The 18,088-nt window shown below is 64.5% G+C and carries 11 protein-coding genes and 1 pseudogene; 5 read left to right on the top strand and 7 right to left on the bottom strand.

Features of this window, described 5'->3' with window-relative positions; genetic code table 11:
• The first annotated feature begins 223 nt into the window (after positions 1-223).
• Positions 224-841: a L,D-transpeptidase gene (locus NKH59_RS20085; protein ID WP_353022830.1), complete on the top strand. Its 618-nt coding sequence runs from the start codon at positions 224-226 to the stop codon at positions 839-841.
• 108 nt (positions 842-949) lie between these two features.
• Here NKH59_RS20085 and NKH59_RS20080 read toward each other — a convergent pair whose 3' ends face one another.
• The 5 genes from NKH59_RS20080 to NKH59_RS20060 form a co-directional block, all read right to left on the bottom strand.
• Positions 950-1,519, bottom strand: a complete 570-nt coding sequence (locus tag NKH59_RS20080; protein ID WP_023676386.1) for a NifU family protein — start codon at positions 1,517-1,519, stop codon at positions 950-952.
• A gap of 275 nt (positions 1,520-1,794) precedes the next feature.
• A complete protein-coding gene (locus NKH59_RS20075) occupies positions 1,795-2,286 on the bottom strand; it encodes a universal stress protein (protein WP_352469977.1) in 492 nt (163 codons plus the stop codon).
• A gap of 185 nt (positions 2,287-2,471) precedes the next feature.
• Positions 2,472-3,548, bottom strand: a complete 1,077-nt coding sequence (gene trpS / locus NKH59_RS20070; protein ID WP_352748948.1) for a tryptophan--tRNA ligase — start codon at positions 3,546-3,548, stop codon at positions 2,472-2,474.
• Between the two features lie 281 nt (positions 3,549-3,829).
• Positions 3,830-5,428: a murein biosynthesis integral membrane protein MurJ gene (gene murJ / locus NKH59_RS20065; RefSeq protein ID WP_352767183.1), complete on the bottom strand. Its 1,599-nt coding sequence runs from the start codon at positions 5,426-5,428 to the stop codon at positions 3,830-3,832.
• A gap of 46 nt (positions 5,429-5,474) precedes the next feature.
• Positions 5,475-8,273, bottom strand: coding sequence for a [protein-PII] uridylyltransferase (locus NKH59_RS20060; protein WP_352681365.1), 2,799 nt, complete (start codon positions 8,271-8,273; stop codon positions 5,475-5,477).
• 228 nt (positions 8,274-8,501) lie between these two features.
• Between NKH59_RS20060 and NKH59_RS20055 the strand changes: the two genes are divergently transcribed.
• The 3 genes from NKH59_RS20055 to NKH59_RS20045 all read left to right on the top strand — a co-directional run bounded on the left by NKH59_RS20055 (position 8,502) and on the right by NKH59_RS20045 (position 12,391).
• Positions 8,502-11,006, top strand: a complete 2,505-nt coding sequence (locus NKH59_RS20055) for a heavy metal translocating P-type ATPase (protein ID WP_353022828.1) — start codon at positions 8,502-8,504, stop codon at positions 11,004-11,006.
• Positions 11,007-11,049: 43 nt separating this feature from the next.
• The gene (gene copM / locus NKH59_RS20050; RefSeq protein WP_352540444.1) at positions 11,050-11,436 is read left to right on the top strand and encodes a CopM family metallochaperone; all 387 of its coding nucleotides are present in this window, start codon (positions 11,050-11,052) and stop codon (positions 11,434-11,436) included.
• A 109-nt stretch (positions 11,437-11,545) separates the two neighbouring features.
• Entirely contained in the window at positions 11,546-12,391 is an 846-nt protein-coding gene (locus NKH59_RS20045) for an aldo/keto reductase (protein ID WP_353022827.1), read from the top strand.
• A gap of 232 nt (positions 12,392-12,623) precedes the next feature.
• Here the strand turns inward: NKH59_RS20045 and mutS are convergent, their stop codons facing one another.
• A complete protein-coding gene (gene mutS, locus NKH59_RS20040; RefSeq protein ID WP_353022895.1) occupies positions 12,624-15,314 on the bottom strand; it encodes a DNA mismatch repair protein MutS in 2,691 nt (896 codons plus the stop codon).
• A 203-nt stretch (positions 15,315-15,517) separates the two neighbouring features.
• Here mutS and NKH59_RS20035 point away from each other — a divergent pair, with 203 nt between their 5' ends.
• The gene (locus NKH59_RS20035) at positions 15,518-17,797 is read left to right on the top strand and encodes an NADP-dependent malic enzyme (RefSeq protein ID WP_352898969.1); all 2,280 of its coding nucleotides are present in this window, start codon (positions 15,518-15,520) and stop codon (positions 17,795-17,797) included.
• Positions 17,798-17,981: 184 nt separating this feature from the next.
• Here NKH59_RS20035 and NKH59_RS20030 read toward each other — a convergent pair.
• Positions 17,982-18,088 (bottom strand): annotated as a pseudogene (locus NKH59_RS20030) (adenosine kinase); the annotation flags it as partial.

Here is an 18,088-nt window from a genome sequence, read left to right as displayed (position 1 = left end):
GGTGATTTCTTCGTCTCCTGGTCCTTGTTCCCGGCCCATTGATTTTGCAACATAATCCTGCGGGGGCTGTTGCCGAAATGCCATAGTCGCGGGTTTACCAGCACGCAAGTCCAAGGATATAGGCATCGCCCGCTTGGCAAGCAAAGCAAATGCCAGCATGAATGAAGATGAAAAAAGCGGCCGACTCGAGCCGCTGTTGTTTGGGCAGGCATCGGACCTTTTCATGCGCATGAAGTCACTTGCAATCGTCGCGGCCCTGGCGCTGTCGACGGCTGTCGCCGGTTGCAGCACCATCGGCTCGCAGATCTTCACCAACAACTACGGCGCGGTGACCGACGCCGGCTATCACCTGCCGCGCGTTCCGATCGAAAAGGTGCCGTTCAAATACCGCCGGCAGATCGTCGACTACGACACCAGGGAAAAGCCGGGCACCATTATCGTCGATACGCAGAACAAGTTCCTCTATTTCGTCATGGGCGACGGCGAAGCGATGCGCTACGGCATCGGCGTCGGCCGTGAGGGTTTCGAATGGCACGGCACCGCCCATATCGCGCTGAAGCGCGAATGGCCGACCTGGACACCGCCTTCGCAGATGATCAAGCGCCAGCCGGAGTTGGCCAAGTTTGCCGGTGGCATGGAGCCGGGGTTGAAGAACCCGCTCGGCGCGCGCGCTATGTACCTGTTCAACAAGGGTGGCGACATGGGTTATCGCCTGCATGGCAGCCCGGAATGGAATTCGATCGGCAAGGCGATGTCGTCGGGCTGCATCCGGCTGATAAACCAGGACATTATCGACCTCTACGACCGCACCTCGGTCGGCGCCAAGGTCATTGTGATATAAAACCCTTATACGCGGACCGTCTAGGCAACAACACAGACGTCGCAAACAGAAAACCGGGCACTTTGGCCCGGTTTTTTGTTGTATCGATGTTGACGATGGAACGTCGCGTCAGGAGACCTGTTCGACATGCTGCACTTCCGGCACAAAGTGCCGGAGCAGGTTCTGGATGCCGTGCTTCAGCGTCGCGGTCGACGACGGGCAGCCGGCGCAGGCGCCCTTCATGTGCAGGAACACGGTGCCGTTCTCGAAGCCGCGGAAGGTGATGTCGCCGCCGTCCTGGGCCACCGCCGGGCGCACCCGGGTGTCGAGCAGCTCCTTGATGGTGACGACCAGCTCCTCGTCGGCCTTGTCGTAGAATTCGCCGGTCTGGCTGGTCTCGGCGGCGGGGCCGGCCTTGGCCATCACCGGGGCGCCGGACATGAAATGCTCCATGATGGCGCCGAGGATAGCCGGCTTCAGATGCTGCCAGTCGGGGCCGTCCTTGGTCACGGTGATGAAATCATAGCCGAAGAAGACGCCGGTGACGCCGGGGATTTCGAACAGCCGGCCGGCGAGCGGCGAAGCCGTCGCGGCGCTATCGGCATCGCGGAAATCGGCGGTGCCTTCTTGCAGCACTTCCTTGCCGGGCAGGAATTTCAGCGTCGCCGGGTTTGGCGTCGACTCGGTCTGGATGAACATGGCCGTCTCCGTGCCCGTTGGGGCAGCTAGTTTGGAATAATTCTAATTAGGCTTTATCCGCCCGACATTCAAGGGAAAGGCATCGCCGGCGGTAGCGGCAGGCGGAATGTTTTGCTAGTTCGCTGAAACGATTGGAGATGTGTTGAGATTCAGGTCAGGCCGAGCCGAAAATGGTGGTTTCCGAGAACCGGAGCGGAGCGTACTTTGGTACGTGAGCACCGGAAGCGCAGGAAGCCGCCATTTGCAGGCCGGCCTCACCTGAATATCAGCACATCTCAGGCGAGGCTGTCGATCTCCTCGTCCGACAGGTTCTGCGGCACCACCGTGACCGGGATAGGAAAGGCGGCGCCCTTGCCGGCGACCGCGCCGACCAGCGGCCCAGGCCCTTCCTTGCCGGCGCCTGCCGCCAGCACCAGAATGGCGATGTCCTGGTCTTCCTCGATCAGCTTGTGGATCTCTTCGGTCGGCTTGCCTTCGCGCACCACCAGTTCCGGCTCGATGCCGAGCTTCTGGCGCACCTTGTTGGCGTAGCTGTCGAGTGCGGCGCGCGCCGTGGCGTTCGCCTCCTCGCGCATGATCTTCTCGACGCCCAGCCAGTGCTGGAAATCATCCGGCTCGATGACATAGAGCAGCACCAGCACGCCGCCCGTGCTTTGCGCCCGCTTCGAGGCGTAGGCGACGGCGCGCTCGCATTCGGGCGTGTCGTCGATGATCGCCAGGAACTTGCGGCGATGACCGGCTTCGCGGCTGAGGCGTTTGGAGACCATATTCACCCTGTTCGATGGTTTCGGCCGCAATCTGCCACCGCCACAGCCCGCCCGCAAGCGACCGGCGGCTGTGGCAATGCTGGTGCAGCTTAAAGCGCGTCGCGTTCGACCAGCGACGCGCTTCAGGTTCTTGTTTTATGCATGTCGTTATCGCAAAACCGCTGCACACTTTTGCGCGACTTGCATTAGCCTTGCAGCAGCCCGATAATGTCGCGCACGGTCTTCATGGTCGCTTCGGCCAATGTGCCGGCACGCTCGCCGCCATCGCGCAGCACCGCGTCGACATAGGCGCGGTCGCCGGAGATGCGGCGCATCTCTTCGGCGATCGGCGCCAGCTTTTCCACCGCAAGGTCGGCCAGCGCCGGCTTGAACACCGAAAACTGCTGGCCGCCATATTCCTTCAGCACCGCCTCTTTCGAGATTTCGGCGAGGCCGGCATAGATGCCGACGAGGTTTTCCGCTTCCGGCCGGCCGGCAAGCCCGTCCAGTTCGCCGGGCAAAGCCTCCGGGTCGGTCTTGGCCTTGCGGATCTTCTTCGAGATGGCGTCGGCATCGTCGGTCAGGTTGATGCGCGACAGGTCCGACGGATCGGATTTCGACATCTTCTTCGAACCGTCGCGCAGCGACATGATGCGCGCTGCCGGGCCGCCGATGACCGGCTCGGTCAGCGGGAAATAGCCGTTTACCGTCTCCTCACCGACCTGCATCTCGACGCCGACGCCAAGCGCGGCGATGCGGTCCGAAAAGTCGTTGTTGAATTTCTGCGCGATGTCGCGGGTCAGCTCCAGATGCTGCTTCTGGTCGTCGCCGACCGGCACATGGGTGGCGCGGTAGACCAGGATGTCGGCGGCCATCAGGGAGGGATAGGCGAGCAGGCCGAGCGAGGCGTTCTCGCGGTCCTTGCCCGCCTTGTCCTTGAATTGCGTCATGCGGTTCATCCAACCGATGCGCGCCACGCAGTTGAAGATCCAGGCAAGCTCGGCGTGCTGCATCACCCGCGACTGGTTGAAGACGATGTGCTTGGTCGGGTCGATGCCGGAGGCGAGAAACGCCGCGGTGATCGACCGCGTCTGGTCCTGCAGATCCTCATGGACGAGCTGTGCGGTCAGCGAATGCAGATCGACGACGCAATAGATACAGTCGGAGGTGTCCTGCAGGGCGACGAATTTCTTGATGGCGCCGAGATAATTGCCGAGATGCAGATTGCCGGTTGGCTGGACGCCGGAAAAAACGAGCGGTTTGAAGGGGGGCTGATCGGTCATGGTGTTTCCCTGGCTTGTGGAGGGCCGTTTCGCGCGCGGCGAAAGTCTTGCGACGGCGCGCTTATGGACGAGAGCGAGGAGACGATCAAGAGGGGCGTTGGCCAGGGCGCGCAGGCTTTGACGTCGGCCGAACAGAAGGCTGTTTGAGGGATGGCGCCGACCAGAAACAAAAACCCGCCTCGGTGGGCGGGTCGTTGGAGCCAATTAGCACCATATCAACATTAATAGCATAGCTGCCGGCACAAAGCAAGAACAAAATTGGCGCTGATGAATTTTCCCCCTCACGGATCCGGAGATTGCTCCTTGACCGGCTGGGAGCCCTTGCGCCCGATATTGCGGCGGATCATGCCGAAATCGGCACCGCCGGTGGCGAAGGCGGTGACGAAGTAAAGCAGCGCCCCGCCGGCGACGAGCGCTAGCAGCGTTACGGCCTTGATCACCAGCGGCGAGCCGGAGGCGAGCCTTGCGGCGAACCAGTGCTCGGCAAAATAGAGCGCCGCCGCCATCACCGCCGCCGACAGCACCAGCCGCGGGATGCGTTTCATGAGCGGCACGTCGCGGCCCCAATGGCCGCGCCGGATCAGCACGGCGAGCAGCATCGCCGCATTGACCCAGCCGGCGACAGCGGAGGCAACGGCAATGCCGGGCGCGCCCATCGTCGGAAACAGCGTCAGCGCCGTCGTAATGTTAACCGCCACCGAGATGGCGGCGAAAATCATCGGCGTGCGCGTGTCCTCGCGGGCGAAATAGCCTGGGGTGAACGCCTTGATCAGCACGAAGGCCGGCAGGCCGAGCCCGAAGATCGCCAGGATTGCCGCGACCGTCGGCGTCGAATTGTTGGCGGCAAAGGCGCCGCGCTCATAGACCAGCCGCACGATCGGCTCGGACATGACCAGCAGCGCGGCCGCCGCCGGCAAGGTCATGAAAAGGGTAAACTCGACCGAGCGGTTCTGCAGATTGGCGGCCTCGACCAGATTGCCCGATTTCAGCGCCCGCGACAGTTCCGGCAACAGCACGATGGCGACAGCGACGCCGACGACGCCCAGCGGCAGCTGGTAGACGCGGTCGGCATAGGCCAGCGACGACACCGCACTGTCCTGCGCCGATGCGATCGCCGTGCCGATCAGCTGGTTGATCTGGGTGATGCCGCCGGTGATCGCCGCCGGCAGCGCCAGGATCAGCAGCCGCTTGACGTTCGGCGTCATCTTCGGCCGCCGGAAGCCGATCGAAATGCCGGCATGGCGCACCGCCGCCCAGACGATCGCCAGCTGCACCAGGCCGGCCGCCAGCACGCCCCAAGCCAGGCCGAAACCAACGGTGCGGGCGTCCGAACCCTTGTACCAGGCATAGGCAAGCACGGCGATAAGGATGACGTTGAGGAACACCGGCGCCACCGCAGCGGCGAAATAGCGGCGCAGCGAATTCAGCATGCCGGCCATCATGGCGCCGAGCGACATGCAGATCAGGTAGGGGAACATGACGGTCGCCAGCGCCACCGTCGTCTCGAATTTTCCCGGCGTGTCGGCAAAGCCCGGCGCCACCAGATAGCGCACGATCAGCGGCATCGCCAGTTCCATGGCGATGGTCAGCGCCAGAAGCGCCGTGAACAAGACGCCGAACACCTCTTCGGAAAAGCGCTTGGCGCCGTCGGTGCCGTGCGTCTCGATCTCCTTGGCGAACAGCGGCACGAAGGCGGCATTGAAGGCGCCTTCGGCGAACAGCCGGCGAAAGGTGTTGGGAAACTGGAAGGCGGCGTTGAAGGCGTCGGCGATCGGCCCGGTGCCGAGTGCGGCAGCCATCAGCATCTCGCGGCCGAAACCGAGGGCGCGGCTCATCAGCGTGCCGGAAGCGACCGTGGCGAATTTCTTGACAAGGCTCATGCGCTTGAAGACTGCCTGTGCGATTGGGGCAAATGGAAGGTAACAGTCACTCGGCGGCCGTTTTGGTCTTGCCGCGCTCGGACGCCGTGCCCTCGAGCACCGCGATCAGCCTGTTGCGGATGGTCGCCGTACGCGACGGGCTGTCGATCTTCTGGCCGGTGAGATCGGTGACGTAGAACGTGTCGATGACTTTTTCGCCGAAGGTGGTGATGTGGGCCGAGGCGATGTCGAGCGACAGGTCCGATAACATGCCGGTGATCTCCGACAGAAGGCCCGGCCTGTCCAGCCCCTCGACCTCGATCACCGAGAAACGGTTCGACAGGGTGTTGCGGATCTCGGCGCGTGGCGGAATACGGAAAACCTTGGCGCCGCGCCGCGGCTTGGTCCGCTTCTCGATCATTTCGGGTAGCCAGCTCTTGCCCGACAGCACGTCCTCGATCAGCCGGCCGACGCGCTCGGCACGGCGGCGCTCGTCCTCGTCGCGGTCGAACTCCCTCGAGATCAGGATGGTGTCGAGCGCGCGGCCGTCCGAGGTGGTGAATATCTGCGCGTCGACGATGTTGCCGCCGGCCGCGGCACAGGCGCCGGCAATCACCGAGAGCAGGCGCGGATGGTCCTGCGCCAGCACGGTGATCTCGGTCACCGCCTCGAACTGGTGGGTTTTGACCATGGTGGCGAGCTTCTTGCCGGCGTGATCGGCCTCGCGGATGAATTCGGCATGGCGGAGCTGGTCGGGAAGATCGACCGCCAGCAGATAGTTCTCGTAGTGCTGGCCGACATAACGCTTGCGGGCCTTTTCCGGCCAGTCGGCAAGCGCCTCGGCCAGTTGTTCGCGCGCCGCCGCCGTCCGTTTGGCGCGCGACACCTCCGAAAACCCGCCGGTCAACAAAAGCTCGGTCTCGTAGTAGAGCGTACGCAGCAACTGGCCCTTCCAGCCGTTCCAGACCCCAGGCCCGACGCCGCGGATATCGCAGACGGTAAGCACAAGCAGCATCTTCAGCCGTTCGACCGACTGCACGATGGCGGCAAAATCCTCGATCGTCTTGCGGTCGTTGAGATCGCGGGTCTGCGCCGTCATCGACATGACGAGGTGGTTCTCGACCAGCCAGGCAACCGTTTCGGTGTCGGCCGGCGACAGCCCCATATGCGGGCAGATGCGCCGGGCGATCCTGGCGCCGGCTTGCGAATGGTCCTCCGGCCTGCCCTTGGCGATGTCGTGCAGCAGCACGGCGACATAGAGCGCCTCGCGGCTCTTCTTCAGCCCCGGCATCAGCGAGTGGGCGAGTGGATGGACCTTTTCGCCGTCGCCGCGCTCGATCTCGGCCAGTACGCCGATGCAGCGGATCAAATGCTCGTCCACGGTGTAGTGGTGGTACATCGAGAACTGCATCATGGCGACGATCTTGCCGAAGTCCGGGATCAGCTTGGCAAGCAGTCCGGCCTCGTTCATGCGCCGCAGATTGAGCTCGGCGTTGCGGTCCGAGGTCAAGATATCGAGGAACAGCCGGTTGGCCTCCTCGTCGCGCCTGAGCGCCTTGCCGACGAGGCCGAGAGAGCGGGTCAAAAGCTTCAGCGCATCGGGGTGAAATTCCAGGCCATGCTTGTCGGCAAACCAGAACAGCCTGAGCAGGTTGACCGGATCGCGCTCGAACACCTCGTCGTCGGCAATGTTGATGCGGTGGTTGTCGACGATGAAATCGGCCGTGCCGGCGAGCTTACGCTTGCGGCGCGAAAAGGTCAGAAAGATGCGGTTGAAGCCCGGCACATGCTTGGCCTGCTCTTCTTCCAGCGCGGCGCAGAAAATGCGGGTCAGGTCGCCGACATCCTTGGCGACGAGGAAGTAGTGCTTCATGAAGCGTTCGACCGCCGACAGGCCGGGATGGGTGGTGTAGCCCAGCCGCTCGGCAATGTCGCGCTGGATGTCGAAATGCAGCCGCTCCTCGGCCTTGCCGGTGAGGAAATGCATGTGGCAGCGCACCGCCCATAGGAAATCCTCGGCCTTCTGGAATTCCCTGTATTCGGCGTCGGTGAAGACGCCCTTGTCGACCAGTTCCTCGCCGGTGCGCACGCGGTAGAAATATTTGGCGATCCAGAACAGCGTCTGCAGGTCGCGCAGGCCGCCCTTGCCGTCCTTGACGTTGGGTTCGACCAGGTAACGGCTCTCGCCGGCCTTGGCGTGGCGCTCGTCGCGTTCGGCGAGCTTGGCCTGGACATATTCGGGGCCGGTGGTGCGCACCACCTCGTGGTCGAAGCGCTGCAAAAGCTCGTCATAGAGCTTTTGCTCGCCCCACAGGAAGCGCGCCTCCAGGATCGAGGTGCGGATGGTGATGTCGGTGCGCGACAGCCTGAGGCACTCGTCGATGTTGCGGGTGGCGTGGCCGACCTTCAGCCCGAGGTCCCACAGCATGTAGAGCATGTATTCGACGATCTGCTCGCCCCAGGGCGTCTGCTTGTAGGGCAGCAGGAACAGCAGGTCGATGTCGGACCCGGGCGCCAGCGTGCCGCGGCCATAGCCGCCGACGGCCACGACCGCCATGCGCTCGGCCGATGACGGGTTTTTGACGCGATAGACATGGGTGGCGGCGAAATCGTAGAGCGCGCGGATGATCTCATCCATCAGATGCGACAGCCGGGCGGCGCAGGCGGTGCCGCTGCCATCGTCCATCAGCATGCGTTCGGCGACCGTGCGGCCGTCGGCGAGCCGGCTTTTGAGAAGCTTGAGGACGCCGCTGCGCGCCGCCTTGCCGGAGCCGTCGCCTGCCGTGGCCGCGGTCAGTTCGGTCATCTCGCGGCGCAAGGCTTCGCCGTCGATCAGTTCCTCGAGCTTCAGGGATATTCTTGCCATAAATGCCGTTCGGCCTCGCCGTTTCGGCGGCGTCTATAGCGCGTTTTCGCGGCGCTGGGTATGGGGCGGACGGACGCGTTCTCCGCAGCCGTGGAACGGCACGATCGTCTCATGCCCGCGGCCGGTGCAGTTTGGGGCCTGGCCACGAAAAATCGAAATCGGCCCTTGACCTTCCAGTTACTGGAAGCACTACCTCCGCCGCAACATCGAAATACAGGGGCTTTCGGCATGACGCATTCCGATCACCATCATCACGCCCATGGCAACTGCTGCTCGGCAAAAGGCGCCCCCTCTGCTGCGGACGCCGTCGTCCGCGATCCGGTCTGCGGCATGAACGTCGATCCGGCTGCCGGCAAGCCGACCGCCGAGCATGACGGCCGTCGCTATCATTTCTGCAGCGAGAGCTGCCGCGCGAAATTCGTCGCCGAGCCGGAAAAATACCTGACCGCAACCGATCCCGTCTGCGGCATGAGCGTCGATCGCGCCACGGCCAAGCACTTTTTGCGGCACGAGGGCCGAGGCTTCTATTTCTGCTCGGCCGCTTGCCAGGCGAAGTTCGAAGCTGAGCCGGCAAAATATCTCGGCGACAGGCCGGCGCCGCAGCCGATGCCCAAGGGCACGCAATACACCTGCCCGATGCATCCCGAAATCATCCGCGACAAGCCCGGCTCCTGCCCGATCTGCGGCATGGCGCTGGAACCGATGGGCGTGCCGACCGGCGACGAGGGGCCTAACCCGGAACTGGTCGACTTCACCAGGCGCTTTTGGGTGAGCGCGGCGCTGTCCGTGCCGTTGCTGGTCATCGCCATGGCACCGATGCTCGGCCTGACGTTTCAGGCCTTCATCGACGACCGCGCGAAGGTCTGGCTGGAGCTGGCGCTGGCCAGCCCGGTGGTGCTGTGGGCGGCATTCCCGTTCTTCCACCGCGGCTGGGATTCGATCCTCAACCGCAGCCCCAATATGTGGACGCTGATTTCGCTCGGCGTCGGTGCCGCCTACCTCTACAGTGTCGTCGCCACGCTGTTTCCGGGCCTCTTTCCGCACCAGTTCCGCGGCCATGACGGCACCGTGCCGGTCTATTTCGAGGCGGCGGCGGTGATCGTCGCGCTGGTGTTCCTCGGCCAGGTGCTGGAATTGCGCGCCCGCGAGAAAACCGGCTCGGCGATCCGCGCGCTGCTCGACCTGGCGCCGAAGACGGCGCGGCAGATCGGCGCGGACGGTTCCGAAAACGACGTGCCGCTCGAAACCGTCAAGGCCGGCGACCGCTTGCGCATCCGCCCAGGCGATGCCGTGCCGGTCGACGGCATTGTGCTCGAAGGGCGCTCTTCCATCGACGAATCGATGATCACAGGCGAGCCGCTGCCGGTCGAAAAGACCGAAGGCGACAACCTCACCGGCGGCACGCTCAACAAGAACGGCTCGCTGATCATGCGCGCCGACAAAGTCGGCGCCGAGACGACGCTGGCGCGGATCGTCGAGCTTGTCGCCAAGGCGCAGCGTTCGCGCGCGCCGATCCAGGGGCTGGCCGACCGCGTCTCGTTCTACTTCGTCCCGGCCGTCGTGCTGGTCGCCATCATTGCATTCGTCGCCTGGGCTATCCTTGGCCCTGAGCCGAGCCTGGTCTTTGCCATCGTCTCGGCGGTCTCGGTGCTGATCATCGCCTGCCCCTGTGCGCTCGGGCTTGCCACGCCAATGTCGATCATGACCGCCACCGGGCGCGGCGCGCATGCCGGCGTGCTGATCAAGGAAGCGGCGGCGCTCGAGCGCTTTGCCTCGGTCGATACGCTGATCGTCGACAAGACGGGAACGCTGACCGAAGGCCGGCCGCGACTGACCGATGTCGTTGCCGTCGAAGGCATGGCGCAAGACGAGCTGCTGGCGCTCGCCGCCGGGCTGGAAAAGGGCTCGGAGCATCCGCTGGCCGAGGCGATCGTCGAAGGCGCCCGCGAACGCGGCGTGAATATTCCCGATGCCGGCGGTTTCGAGGCCGTCACTGGCAAAGGCGTTTCCGGCACGGTTTCGGGACAGAAGGTGGCGCTCGGAAATGCTGCGATGATGGCCGATCTCGGCATCGACAGCACATCGGTCCAGGCCAGCGCCGAGGCGCTGCAGGCCGACGGCAAGACCGCGATGTTCGTTGCTGTCGGCAACCGGCTCGCCGGCCTCGTCGCCGTTGCCGACCCGATCAAGGCGACCACCGCCGAGGCGATCAAGGCGCTGCATGACAGCGGGCTGAAGATCGTCATGGCGACCGGCGACAACGAGCGCACCGCCAAGGCCATCGCAGCCAAGCTCGGCATCGACGCGGTGCGTGCCGGACTTTTGCCCGAACAGAAGAACGCGCTGGTCGAGGAATTGCGCGCCGGCGGTGCCGGCGTTGCCATGGCCGGCGACGGGGTCAACGATGCGCCAGCACTGGCCGCTGCCGATGTCGGCATCGCTATGGGCACCGGCGCCGATGTTGCGGTCGAAAGTGCGGGAATTACGCTGGTCAAGGGCGATCTCAACGGCATCGTCAGGGCGAGGACGCTGGCCCGCGCGACGATCCGCAACATCCGCCAGAACCTGTTTTTTGCTTTCCTCTACAATGTGCTCGGCGTGCCGGTTGCTGCCGGCGTGCTTTATCCGCTCACCGGCACGCTGCTGTCGCCGATGATTGCGGCGGCGGCGATGAGCCTGTCTTCGGTTTCGGTGATCGCCAACGCATTGCGGCTCAGGACGTTGAAACTCTGAGTAAAACTTCCAGATAGACCCTGTTCAAAAAAGGAGACGACGAATGACCTTGGCCAAGAAGATCGTGCTGTTGATGATGGCGGCGGGAATGCTGCTTGCCGTTTTCCTCGAAAGCGTTCCGGCACAAGCCGAGGAGATGAAGCACGACATGGGCGCAATGGGCGCGCAGAGTCCCTCGACCGAGGGCTACAAGGCGGCGATGGACAAGATGCACGCCGACATGATGGCGATCGAATATTCCGGCAATGCCGACGTCGATTTCGCCCGCGGCATGATCCCGCATCACCAGGCGGCCATCGACATGGCCAAGATCGAGCTCGCCAATGGCAAGGATCCGGAAATCCGCAAGCTGGCGGAAGCAGTGATCGCCGCGCAGCAAGCGGAGATCAAGCAGATGCAGGACTGGCTCGCCGCCCATCCGGTGAAGTAGGCGTCACGCTGTCGGGGAATCCGGGCGAGAGGCTTCACCTGGATTTCTGCTTCACCTGGATTTCCCTTGGCGGCTATGGTGCTATCCGGGCCTCGGACTGGAGCATGCCATGCCGTCGACGATAAGAACGACCACCCTGCCCTGCGGCGAAGCCGTGCCGGTGCTCGGCCAGGGCACCTGGAATATGGGCGAAGACGGCCGCCGCCGTGGCGACGAGGCCAATGCCCTGAAGCTCGGGCTGGATCTCGGCATGACGCTGATCGACACCGCCGAAATGTATGCCAGCGGCGGTGCCGAGGAGGTGGTGGCGGAGGCCCTCGCCGGTCGCCGCGACGAGGTTTTCCTGGTCTCCAAAGTGCTGCCGTCCAATGCCTCGCGCGCCGGCGTGAAACGGGCATGCGAGAACAGCCTGAAACACCTGCGCACCGACCGCATCGATCTCTATCTCTTGCATTGGCCGGGCAGCGTTCCTTTGATGGAAACGGTAGAGGCGTTCGAAGCGTTGAAGGCGGCCGGCAAGATCCGCCATTGGGGCGTCAGCAATTTCGATACCGACGAGATGGAAGAGCTGGTTCGGTTGCCGGCCGGCGGCAACGTCCAGACCAACCAGGTGCTCTACAATCTGTCGCAGCGCTGCGTCGAGTTCGACCTCGCCCCGTGGAGCCGGCAACGCGGCATGCCGCTGATGGCCTATTCGCCGGTCGATCAGGGGGTATTGGCACGCAACGCCAGGTTAGATGCCATCGCCGCTCGCCACGGTGCGACACCGGCGCAGATCGCGCTTGCCTGGGTGATGGCGCAGGACGGGGTGATTGCCATTCCGAAGGCCAGTCGCCCGGAGCATATCCAGCAGAATGTCGCGGCGTTGGACATCGCGCTCAAGAGCGAAGATTTTGCCGAAATTGACCGCGCCTTCCCACCGCCGAGGCGGAAGTCGGGCCTGGCGATGATTTGAGGGTTCGCGCAGTACAAGGTTGCGATCCTTCGCGCCCCCTCTGTCCTGCCGGACATTTCCCCCACGAGTGGGGAGATTGGACGTCGCATCGGCTTTCGCCAACTTCAAACGAAGAAAAGACGCTGCCAGCGAAGCTGCCACCCCCCAAGTGGTCCCCAAGTGGGGAGATGTCCGGCAGGACAGAGGGGGGCGCGAAGGAATGCCGACAGACGGCGGGCTCACCCAGCGACGGCTACTGCCCCACCATCCCCTTCAGCCGGTACAGCGCCTCCAACGCCTCCCTTGGCGTCATCTCGTCGGGATTGATCTCCGCTAGCGCCAAACCCAGCCCGTCACTCTTCGCCGGCTTCGACGCTTCCCGCTGCGCCGCCACGGAAAACAGCGGCAGGTCGTCGACCAGGCGGTTGGCCTTGCCCGAAACCTCGCCGGCTTCGAGCTGGTGCAGCACTTCCTTGGCCCGGCCGACCACCGCTTCCGGCAGGCCGGCCAGCCGCGCTACCTGGACGCCGTAGGAACGGTCGGCCGCACCCTTGCCGACCTCGTGCAGGAAGACCACGTCGCCCTCCCATTCCTTGACCCGCATGGTGACGTTGGAGAGCCGCGGCAGTTTTCCGGCCAGCGCCGTCATCTCGTGGAAATGCGTGGCGAAGATCGCCCGGCAGCGGTTTTTCTCGTGCAGATATTCGACCGCCGCCCATGCGATCGACAGGCCGTCGAAAGTGGCGGTGCCGCGGCCGATCTCGTCGAGGATGACCAGTGCGCGTTCGCCTGCCTGGTTGAGGATCGCCGCCGTCTCGACCATCTCGACCATGAAGGTGGAGCGGCCGCGCGCCAGATCGTCGGAGGCGCCGACCCGCGAAAACAGCCGGTCGACGACGCCGATATGGGCTGATGCCGCCGGCACGAAGGAGCCGGTCTGGGCGAGGATGGCGATCAGCGCGTTTTGCCTGAGGAAGGTCGATTTGCCGCCCATATTGGGGCCGGTCAGCAGCCAGATCGCGCCGGCCTTGGCATCGCCTTGCGGCGACAGATCGCAATCATTGGCGACGAACGGGCCTTCGCCGGAACGCCGCAGCGCCTGTTCGACCACCGGATGACGTCCGCCCGCAATCTCGAAGGCAAGGCTCGCATCGACCAGCGGCCGGCACCAGGCCTCGCTCTCGGAAAGCAAGGCAAGTGCGGCCGAAACGTCGAGCACGGCGAGCGCTTCGGCGCCGGCGCGGATCCTGTCGGCCTGGCCGACGACTTCCGCCGTCAGCGCCTCGAAAGCGGCAAGCTCGATCGCCAGCGCCCGGTCGGCGGCATTTGCGATCTTCGATTCCAGCTCGGCGAGCTCCGTGGTGGTGAAGCGCATGGCGTTGGCCATGGTCTGGCGATGGATGAAGCGCGCCTTGGCGCCGTCGCTGCCGGTCATCAGCGCATGGTGGTTAGCGGTGACCTCGATATAGTAGCCGAGCACATTGTTGTGCCTGATCTTCAGCGAGCGGATGCCGGTCTCGTCGATCAGCGAACGCTCCAGCCCGGCGATCACCTTTCGCGACTCGTCGCGCAGTGCCCGCATCTCGTCGAGTTCGGCATGGTAGCCGGAACGGACAAAGCCGCCGTCGCGCCTGAGCAACGGCAGCTCGTCGCTGAGCGCCTGCGCCAGATGCGTCGCCAGTTCATTCGGCAGCGCCTTGATAGCTCCCAACGCCGCGGCCAGTTCGCCCGGCAAGGCGGTTTGGCCGAACAGTTCGGCGATGGCGCCGGCCGCTTCGAAACCGGCGCGCAGCGCGCCGAGGTCGCGCGGGCCGCCGCGGTTGAGCGCCAGCCTGGACAGCGCGCGCGGCATATCGGCGACGCTCTTCAGGCTTGCCCGCACCGCCTGGCAAAGGCGCGTCTCGGAGCGGAAGAACGACACCGAGTCCAGCCTTGCAGCGATTGCCGCCGGATCGGTGAGCGGCGCCATCAGCCGGTCGGCGAGCAGCCTTGCACCGCCGCCGGTCACCGTGCGGTCGATCGCCTTGAACAGCGACCCGTCGCGGCTGCCGGACAGCGTGCGCAGCAGCTCCAGATTGGCGCGCGTCGCCGGGTCGATGAACAGCGTCGAGCCCTGCTCCTCGCGCTGCGGCCGCGACAGCGGCGGACGCTCGGCTTTCTGCGTCTTCTCGACATAGGCGATGACGCCTGAGATCGCCGACAGCTCGGCGCGCGAAAACGTGCCGAAACTATCCGGCGTTGCCACCTCGAAGAAGCGGGCGATGCGGCCGGCGGCCGAAGCCGAATCGAACAGCGACGGCGGCTGCGGGCTGGCGACGCGGCCGAGCACGTCGAAGACCGGTTTCAGCTCCGGGTCGTAAAACACCGGTTCGGCGACGATCAGCTCGCGCGGATCGACGCGGAAGACATCGGCGAGCAGCCGGTCGGCAGTTGTCTCGGCGACGCGGAAGACGCCGGTCGAGATCTCGATCCAGGCTAGGGCGAAACTTCCTTGGTTCCCTGTCGCGCTGCCGCGCTCCCCGCCTCTTGTATCGCTGCTGCCGCCCTTGACCCGTCCCAGCGCCATCAGGAAACTCGATTCCGACGGCGCCAGCAGTTTGTCCTCGGTGATGGTGCCTGGGGTGACCAGCCGCACCACATCACGGCGCACCACCGATTTGCCGCCGCGCTTCTTCGCCTCGGCCGGATCCTCGATCTGCTCGCAGACGGCGACGCGGAACCCCTGGCCGATCAGCTTCTGCAGATAATCGTCGGCGGCATGCACCGGTACGCCGCACATCGGGATGTCGAGCCCCTGGTGCCTGCCGCGCTTGGTCAGCACGATGCCGAGCGCCCGGCTTGCCTTCTCGGCATCGTCGAAGAACAGCTCGTAGAAATCGCCCATGCGGTAGAACAGCAGCGAATCCGGATTCGCCGCCTTGATCTCGATATACTGCTCCATCATCGGCGTCGCCGGCGCGAAGGCCGGCGTGGCGTTGTCGCTTCGAATGGGCGTCTCGTCGTTCAAGAAGCTGCTTCCAAAATTTTGCAAGCCATGCTTGGCGGTTTACAGCGGCGAAGTGTAGCCTTAATCCCGAACCTTCCACAAAAGAAAGCATGCGCACCCATCTCAAGCGGTGCCGTACGGGCGAGGAAACCAAAAGTACCATGGCCAAGAAAACCGAAAGCAACGGGCCCTCCGTCAGCGCCCAGGAGGCATTGGAATTCCATGCCATGGGCCGCCCCGGTAAGCTGGAGATCGTAGCCACAAAACCAATGGCGACGCAGCGCGATCTCAGCCTTGCCTATTCGCCGGGCGTCGCCGTGCCGGTTCTCGCCATCGCCGAGGACCCGAGCCGCGCCTTCGACTACACGGTTCGCGGCAACATGGTCGCGGTCATCTCCAACGGCACCGCCATCCTCGGCCTCGGCAATCTCGGCGCGCTGGCCTCGAAGCCGGTGATGGAAGGCAAGGCGGTGCTGTTCAAGCGCTTCGCCGATGTCGATTCCATCGACCTCGAGGTCGACACCGAGGATGCCGACGAATTCATCAACTGCGTGCGTTTCCTTGGACCCTCCTTCGGCGGCATCAACCTCGAGGACATCAAGGCACCGGAATGCTTCATCATCGAGCAGCGGCTGCGCGAGCTGATGGACATCCCGGTCTTCCATGACGACCAGCACGGCACCGCCATCATCTCGGCCGCCGGCCTGATCAACGCGCTGGAAATCACCGGCCGCGACATGAAGACCACGAAAATGGTCTGCAACGGCGCCGGTGCTGCCGGCATCGCCTGCATCGAATTGATGAAGGCGATGGGCTTTGCGTCCGAAAATATCATTCTCTGCGACACCAAGGGCGTCGTCTTCCAGGGCCGCACCGAAGGCATGAACCAGTGGAAATCGGCGCACGCCGTGAAAACCGGCGCGCGCTCGCTGGCCGAGGCGCTGGACGGCGCCGACGTGTTCCTCGGCCTCTCGGCCAAAGGCACGCTGACCACCAGGATGGTGCAGTCGATGGCCAAAAACCCGATCATCTTCGCCATGGCCAATCCCGACCCCGAGATCACGCCGGAGGAGGTCGCCGAGATCCGCACCGACGCCATCATGGCGACCGGCCGCTCGGATTACCCGAACCAGGTCAACAACGTGCTTGGCTTCCCCTACATCTTCCGCGGCGCGCTCGATGTGCGGGCGACCACCATCAACGACGACATGAAGATCGCCGCGGCTAAAGCGCTCGCCGAACTGGCGCGCCAGGACGTGCCCGACGACGTCGCCGCCGCCTACCAGGGCATGCGGCCGAAATTCGGCCCCAACTACATCATCCCGGTGCCGTTCGACCCGCGCCTGATCTCGGCCATTCCGATTGCGGTGGCCAAAGCGGCGATGGACTCCGGCGTCGCGCGCAAGCCGATCCTTGATCTCGACCGCTACGCGCAGGAGCTTTCCGCGCGCCGCGACCCGATCGCCTCGACGCTGCAGCGCATCTACGACCGCGTCCGCCGCCAGCCCAAGCGCATCGTCTTTGCCGAGGGCGAGGAGGAGCAGGTGATGCGCGCCGCCGTCTCCTATGTGAACCAGCGGCTCGGCACCGCCATCCTGCTCGGCCGCGACGACATCATCAAGGAAAACGCCAGGAACGCCGGCATCGATCTCGGCAAGCAAGGCATCGAGATCATCAATGCGCGGCTGTCGCGGCGCAACTCGGTCTACACCGACTATCTCTACGAGCGCATGCAGCGCAAAGGCTTTCTGTTCCGCGACTGCCAGCGGCTGATCAACAACGACCGCAACCATTTCGCCGCCTGCATGGTGGCGCTGGGCGATGCCGACGGCATTGTCACCGGCGTTACCCGTAACTATTCGACGGCGCTCGACGACATCCGCCGCGTCATTGACGCAAGGCCTGGCCATTGCGTCATCGGCGTGTCGATCGTGCTGGCGCGCGGTCGCACCGTCCTCGTTGCCGACACCGCGGTGCATGACATGCCGGATGCCGTCGAGATCGCCGACATCGCCGAGGAGGCCGCCGGTTTCGCCCGCCGCATGGGCTACGAGCCGAGGCTCGCCATGCTCGCCTATTCAACCTTCGGCCATCCGCAGGGCGAGCGCTCCGAGCGCGTCCAGGAAGCGGTGCGCATCCTCGACAAGCGCCGCGTCGATTTCGAGTATGACGGCGAGATGGCCGCCGACGTGGCGCTCAACGCCCGCGCCATGGCGCAGTACCCGTTCATCAGGCTGACCGGCCCGGCCAATGTGCTGATCATGCCGGCCTTCCACTCGGCCTCGATCTCGACCAAGATGCTGCAGGAGCTCGGCGGCTCGACCGTCATCGGCCCGCTGCTGGTCGGCCTGAACAAGCCGGTTCAGATCGTCTCGCTCAATGCCAAGGATTCGGACATCGTCAACATGGCAGCGATTGCGGCGTATAGCGCGGGAGCTTGACGAGCGGGGGCAGCAGCAGCGCCTCTCCCTTCTCCCCCTGGGGGAGAAGGTGGCCGAGCGAAGCTCGGTCGGATGAGGGGTGTTCCAGCTTGGCACCGGCAGCACTCCGTCCAGCACCCCTCAACCGTCTCGGCGCTGCGCGCCGATCCACCTTCTCCCACAGGGGGAGAAGGAAGAGGTGCCGCTACAGAAGCCCCGCCTGCTCGGCCTCTCGGCGCAGATTTTGCCGTGGCCTTGGGCCGATTTGCTGGATGACCAGCCCGGCTGCCAGCGAGCCGAGATCGCCGCAAT

The organism is Mesorhizobium sp. M0998 (assembly GCF_040318885.1).
GTDB lineage: Bacteria > Pseudomonadota > Alphaproteobacteria > Rhizobiales > Rhizobiaceae > Mesorhizobium.
Note: the sequence above shows the minus strand (reverse complement) of the source record. Positions and strands in the feature narration are given on the sequence as shown.

Bases quoted from the DNA above. Each gene is read 5' to 3' on its own strand.
- NKH59_RS20085 (WP_353022830.1), top strand. From the start codon at position 224: ATGCGCATGAAGTCACTTGCAATCGTCGCGGCCCTGGCGCTGTCGACG.
- NKH59_RS20080 (WP_023676386.1), bottom strand. From the start codon at position 1,519: ATGTTCATCCAGACCGAGTCGACGCCAAACCCGGCGACGCTGAAATTC.
- NKH59_RS20075 (WP_352469977.1), bottom strand. From the start codon at position 2,286: ATGGTCTCCAAACGCCTCAGCCGCGAAGCCGGTCATCGCCGCAAGTTC.
- trpS (WP_352748948.1), bottom strand. From the start codon at position 3,548: ATGACCGATCAGCCCCCCTTCAAACCGCTCGTTTTTTCCGGCGTCCAG.
- murJ (WP_352767183.1), bottom strand. From the start codon at position 5,428: ATGAGCCTTGTCAAGAAATTCGCCACGGTCGCTTCCGGCACGCTGATG.
- NKH59_RS20060 (WP_352681365.1), bottom strand. From the start codon at position 8,273: ATGGCAAGAATATCCCTGAAGCTCGAGGAACTGATCGACGGCGAAGCC.
- NKH59_RS20055 (WP_353022828.1), top strand. From the start codon at position 8,502: ATGACGCATTCCGATCACCATCATCACGCCCATGGCAACTGCTGCTCG.
- copM (WP_352540444.1), top strand. From the start codon at position 11,050: ATGACCTTGGCCAAGAAGATCGTGCTGTTGATGATGGCGGCGGGAATG.
- NKH59_RS20045 (WP_353022827.1), top strand. From the start codon at position 11,546: ATGCCGTCGACGATAAGAACGACCACCCTGCCCTGCGGCGAAGCCGTG.
- mutS (WP_353022895.1), bottom strand. From the start codon at position 15,314: ATGATGGAGCAGTATATCGAGATCAAGGCGGCGAATCCGGATTCGCTG.
- NKH59_RS20035 (WP_352898969.1), top strand. From the start codon at position 15,518: ATGGCCAAGAAAACCGAAAGCAACGGGCCCTCCGTCAGCGCCCAGGAG.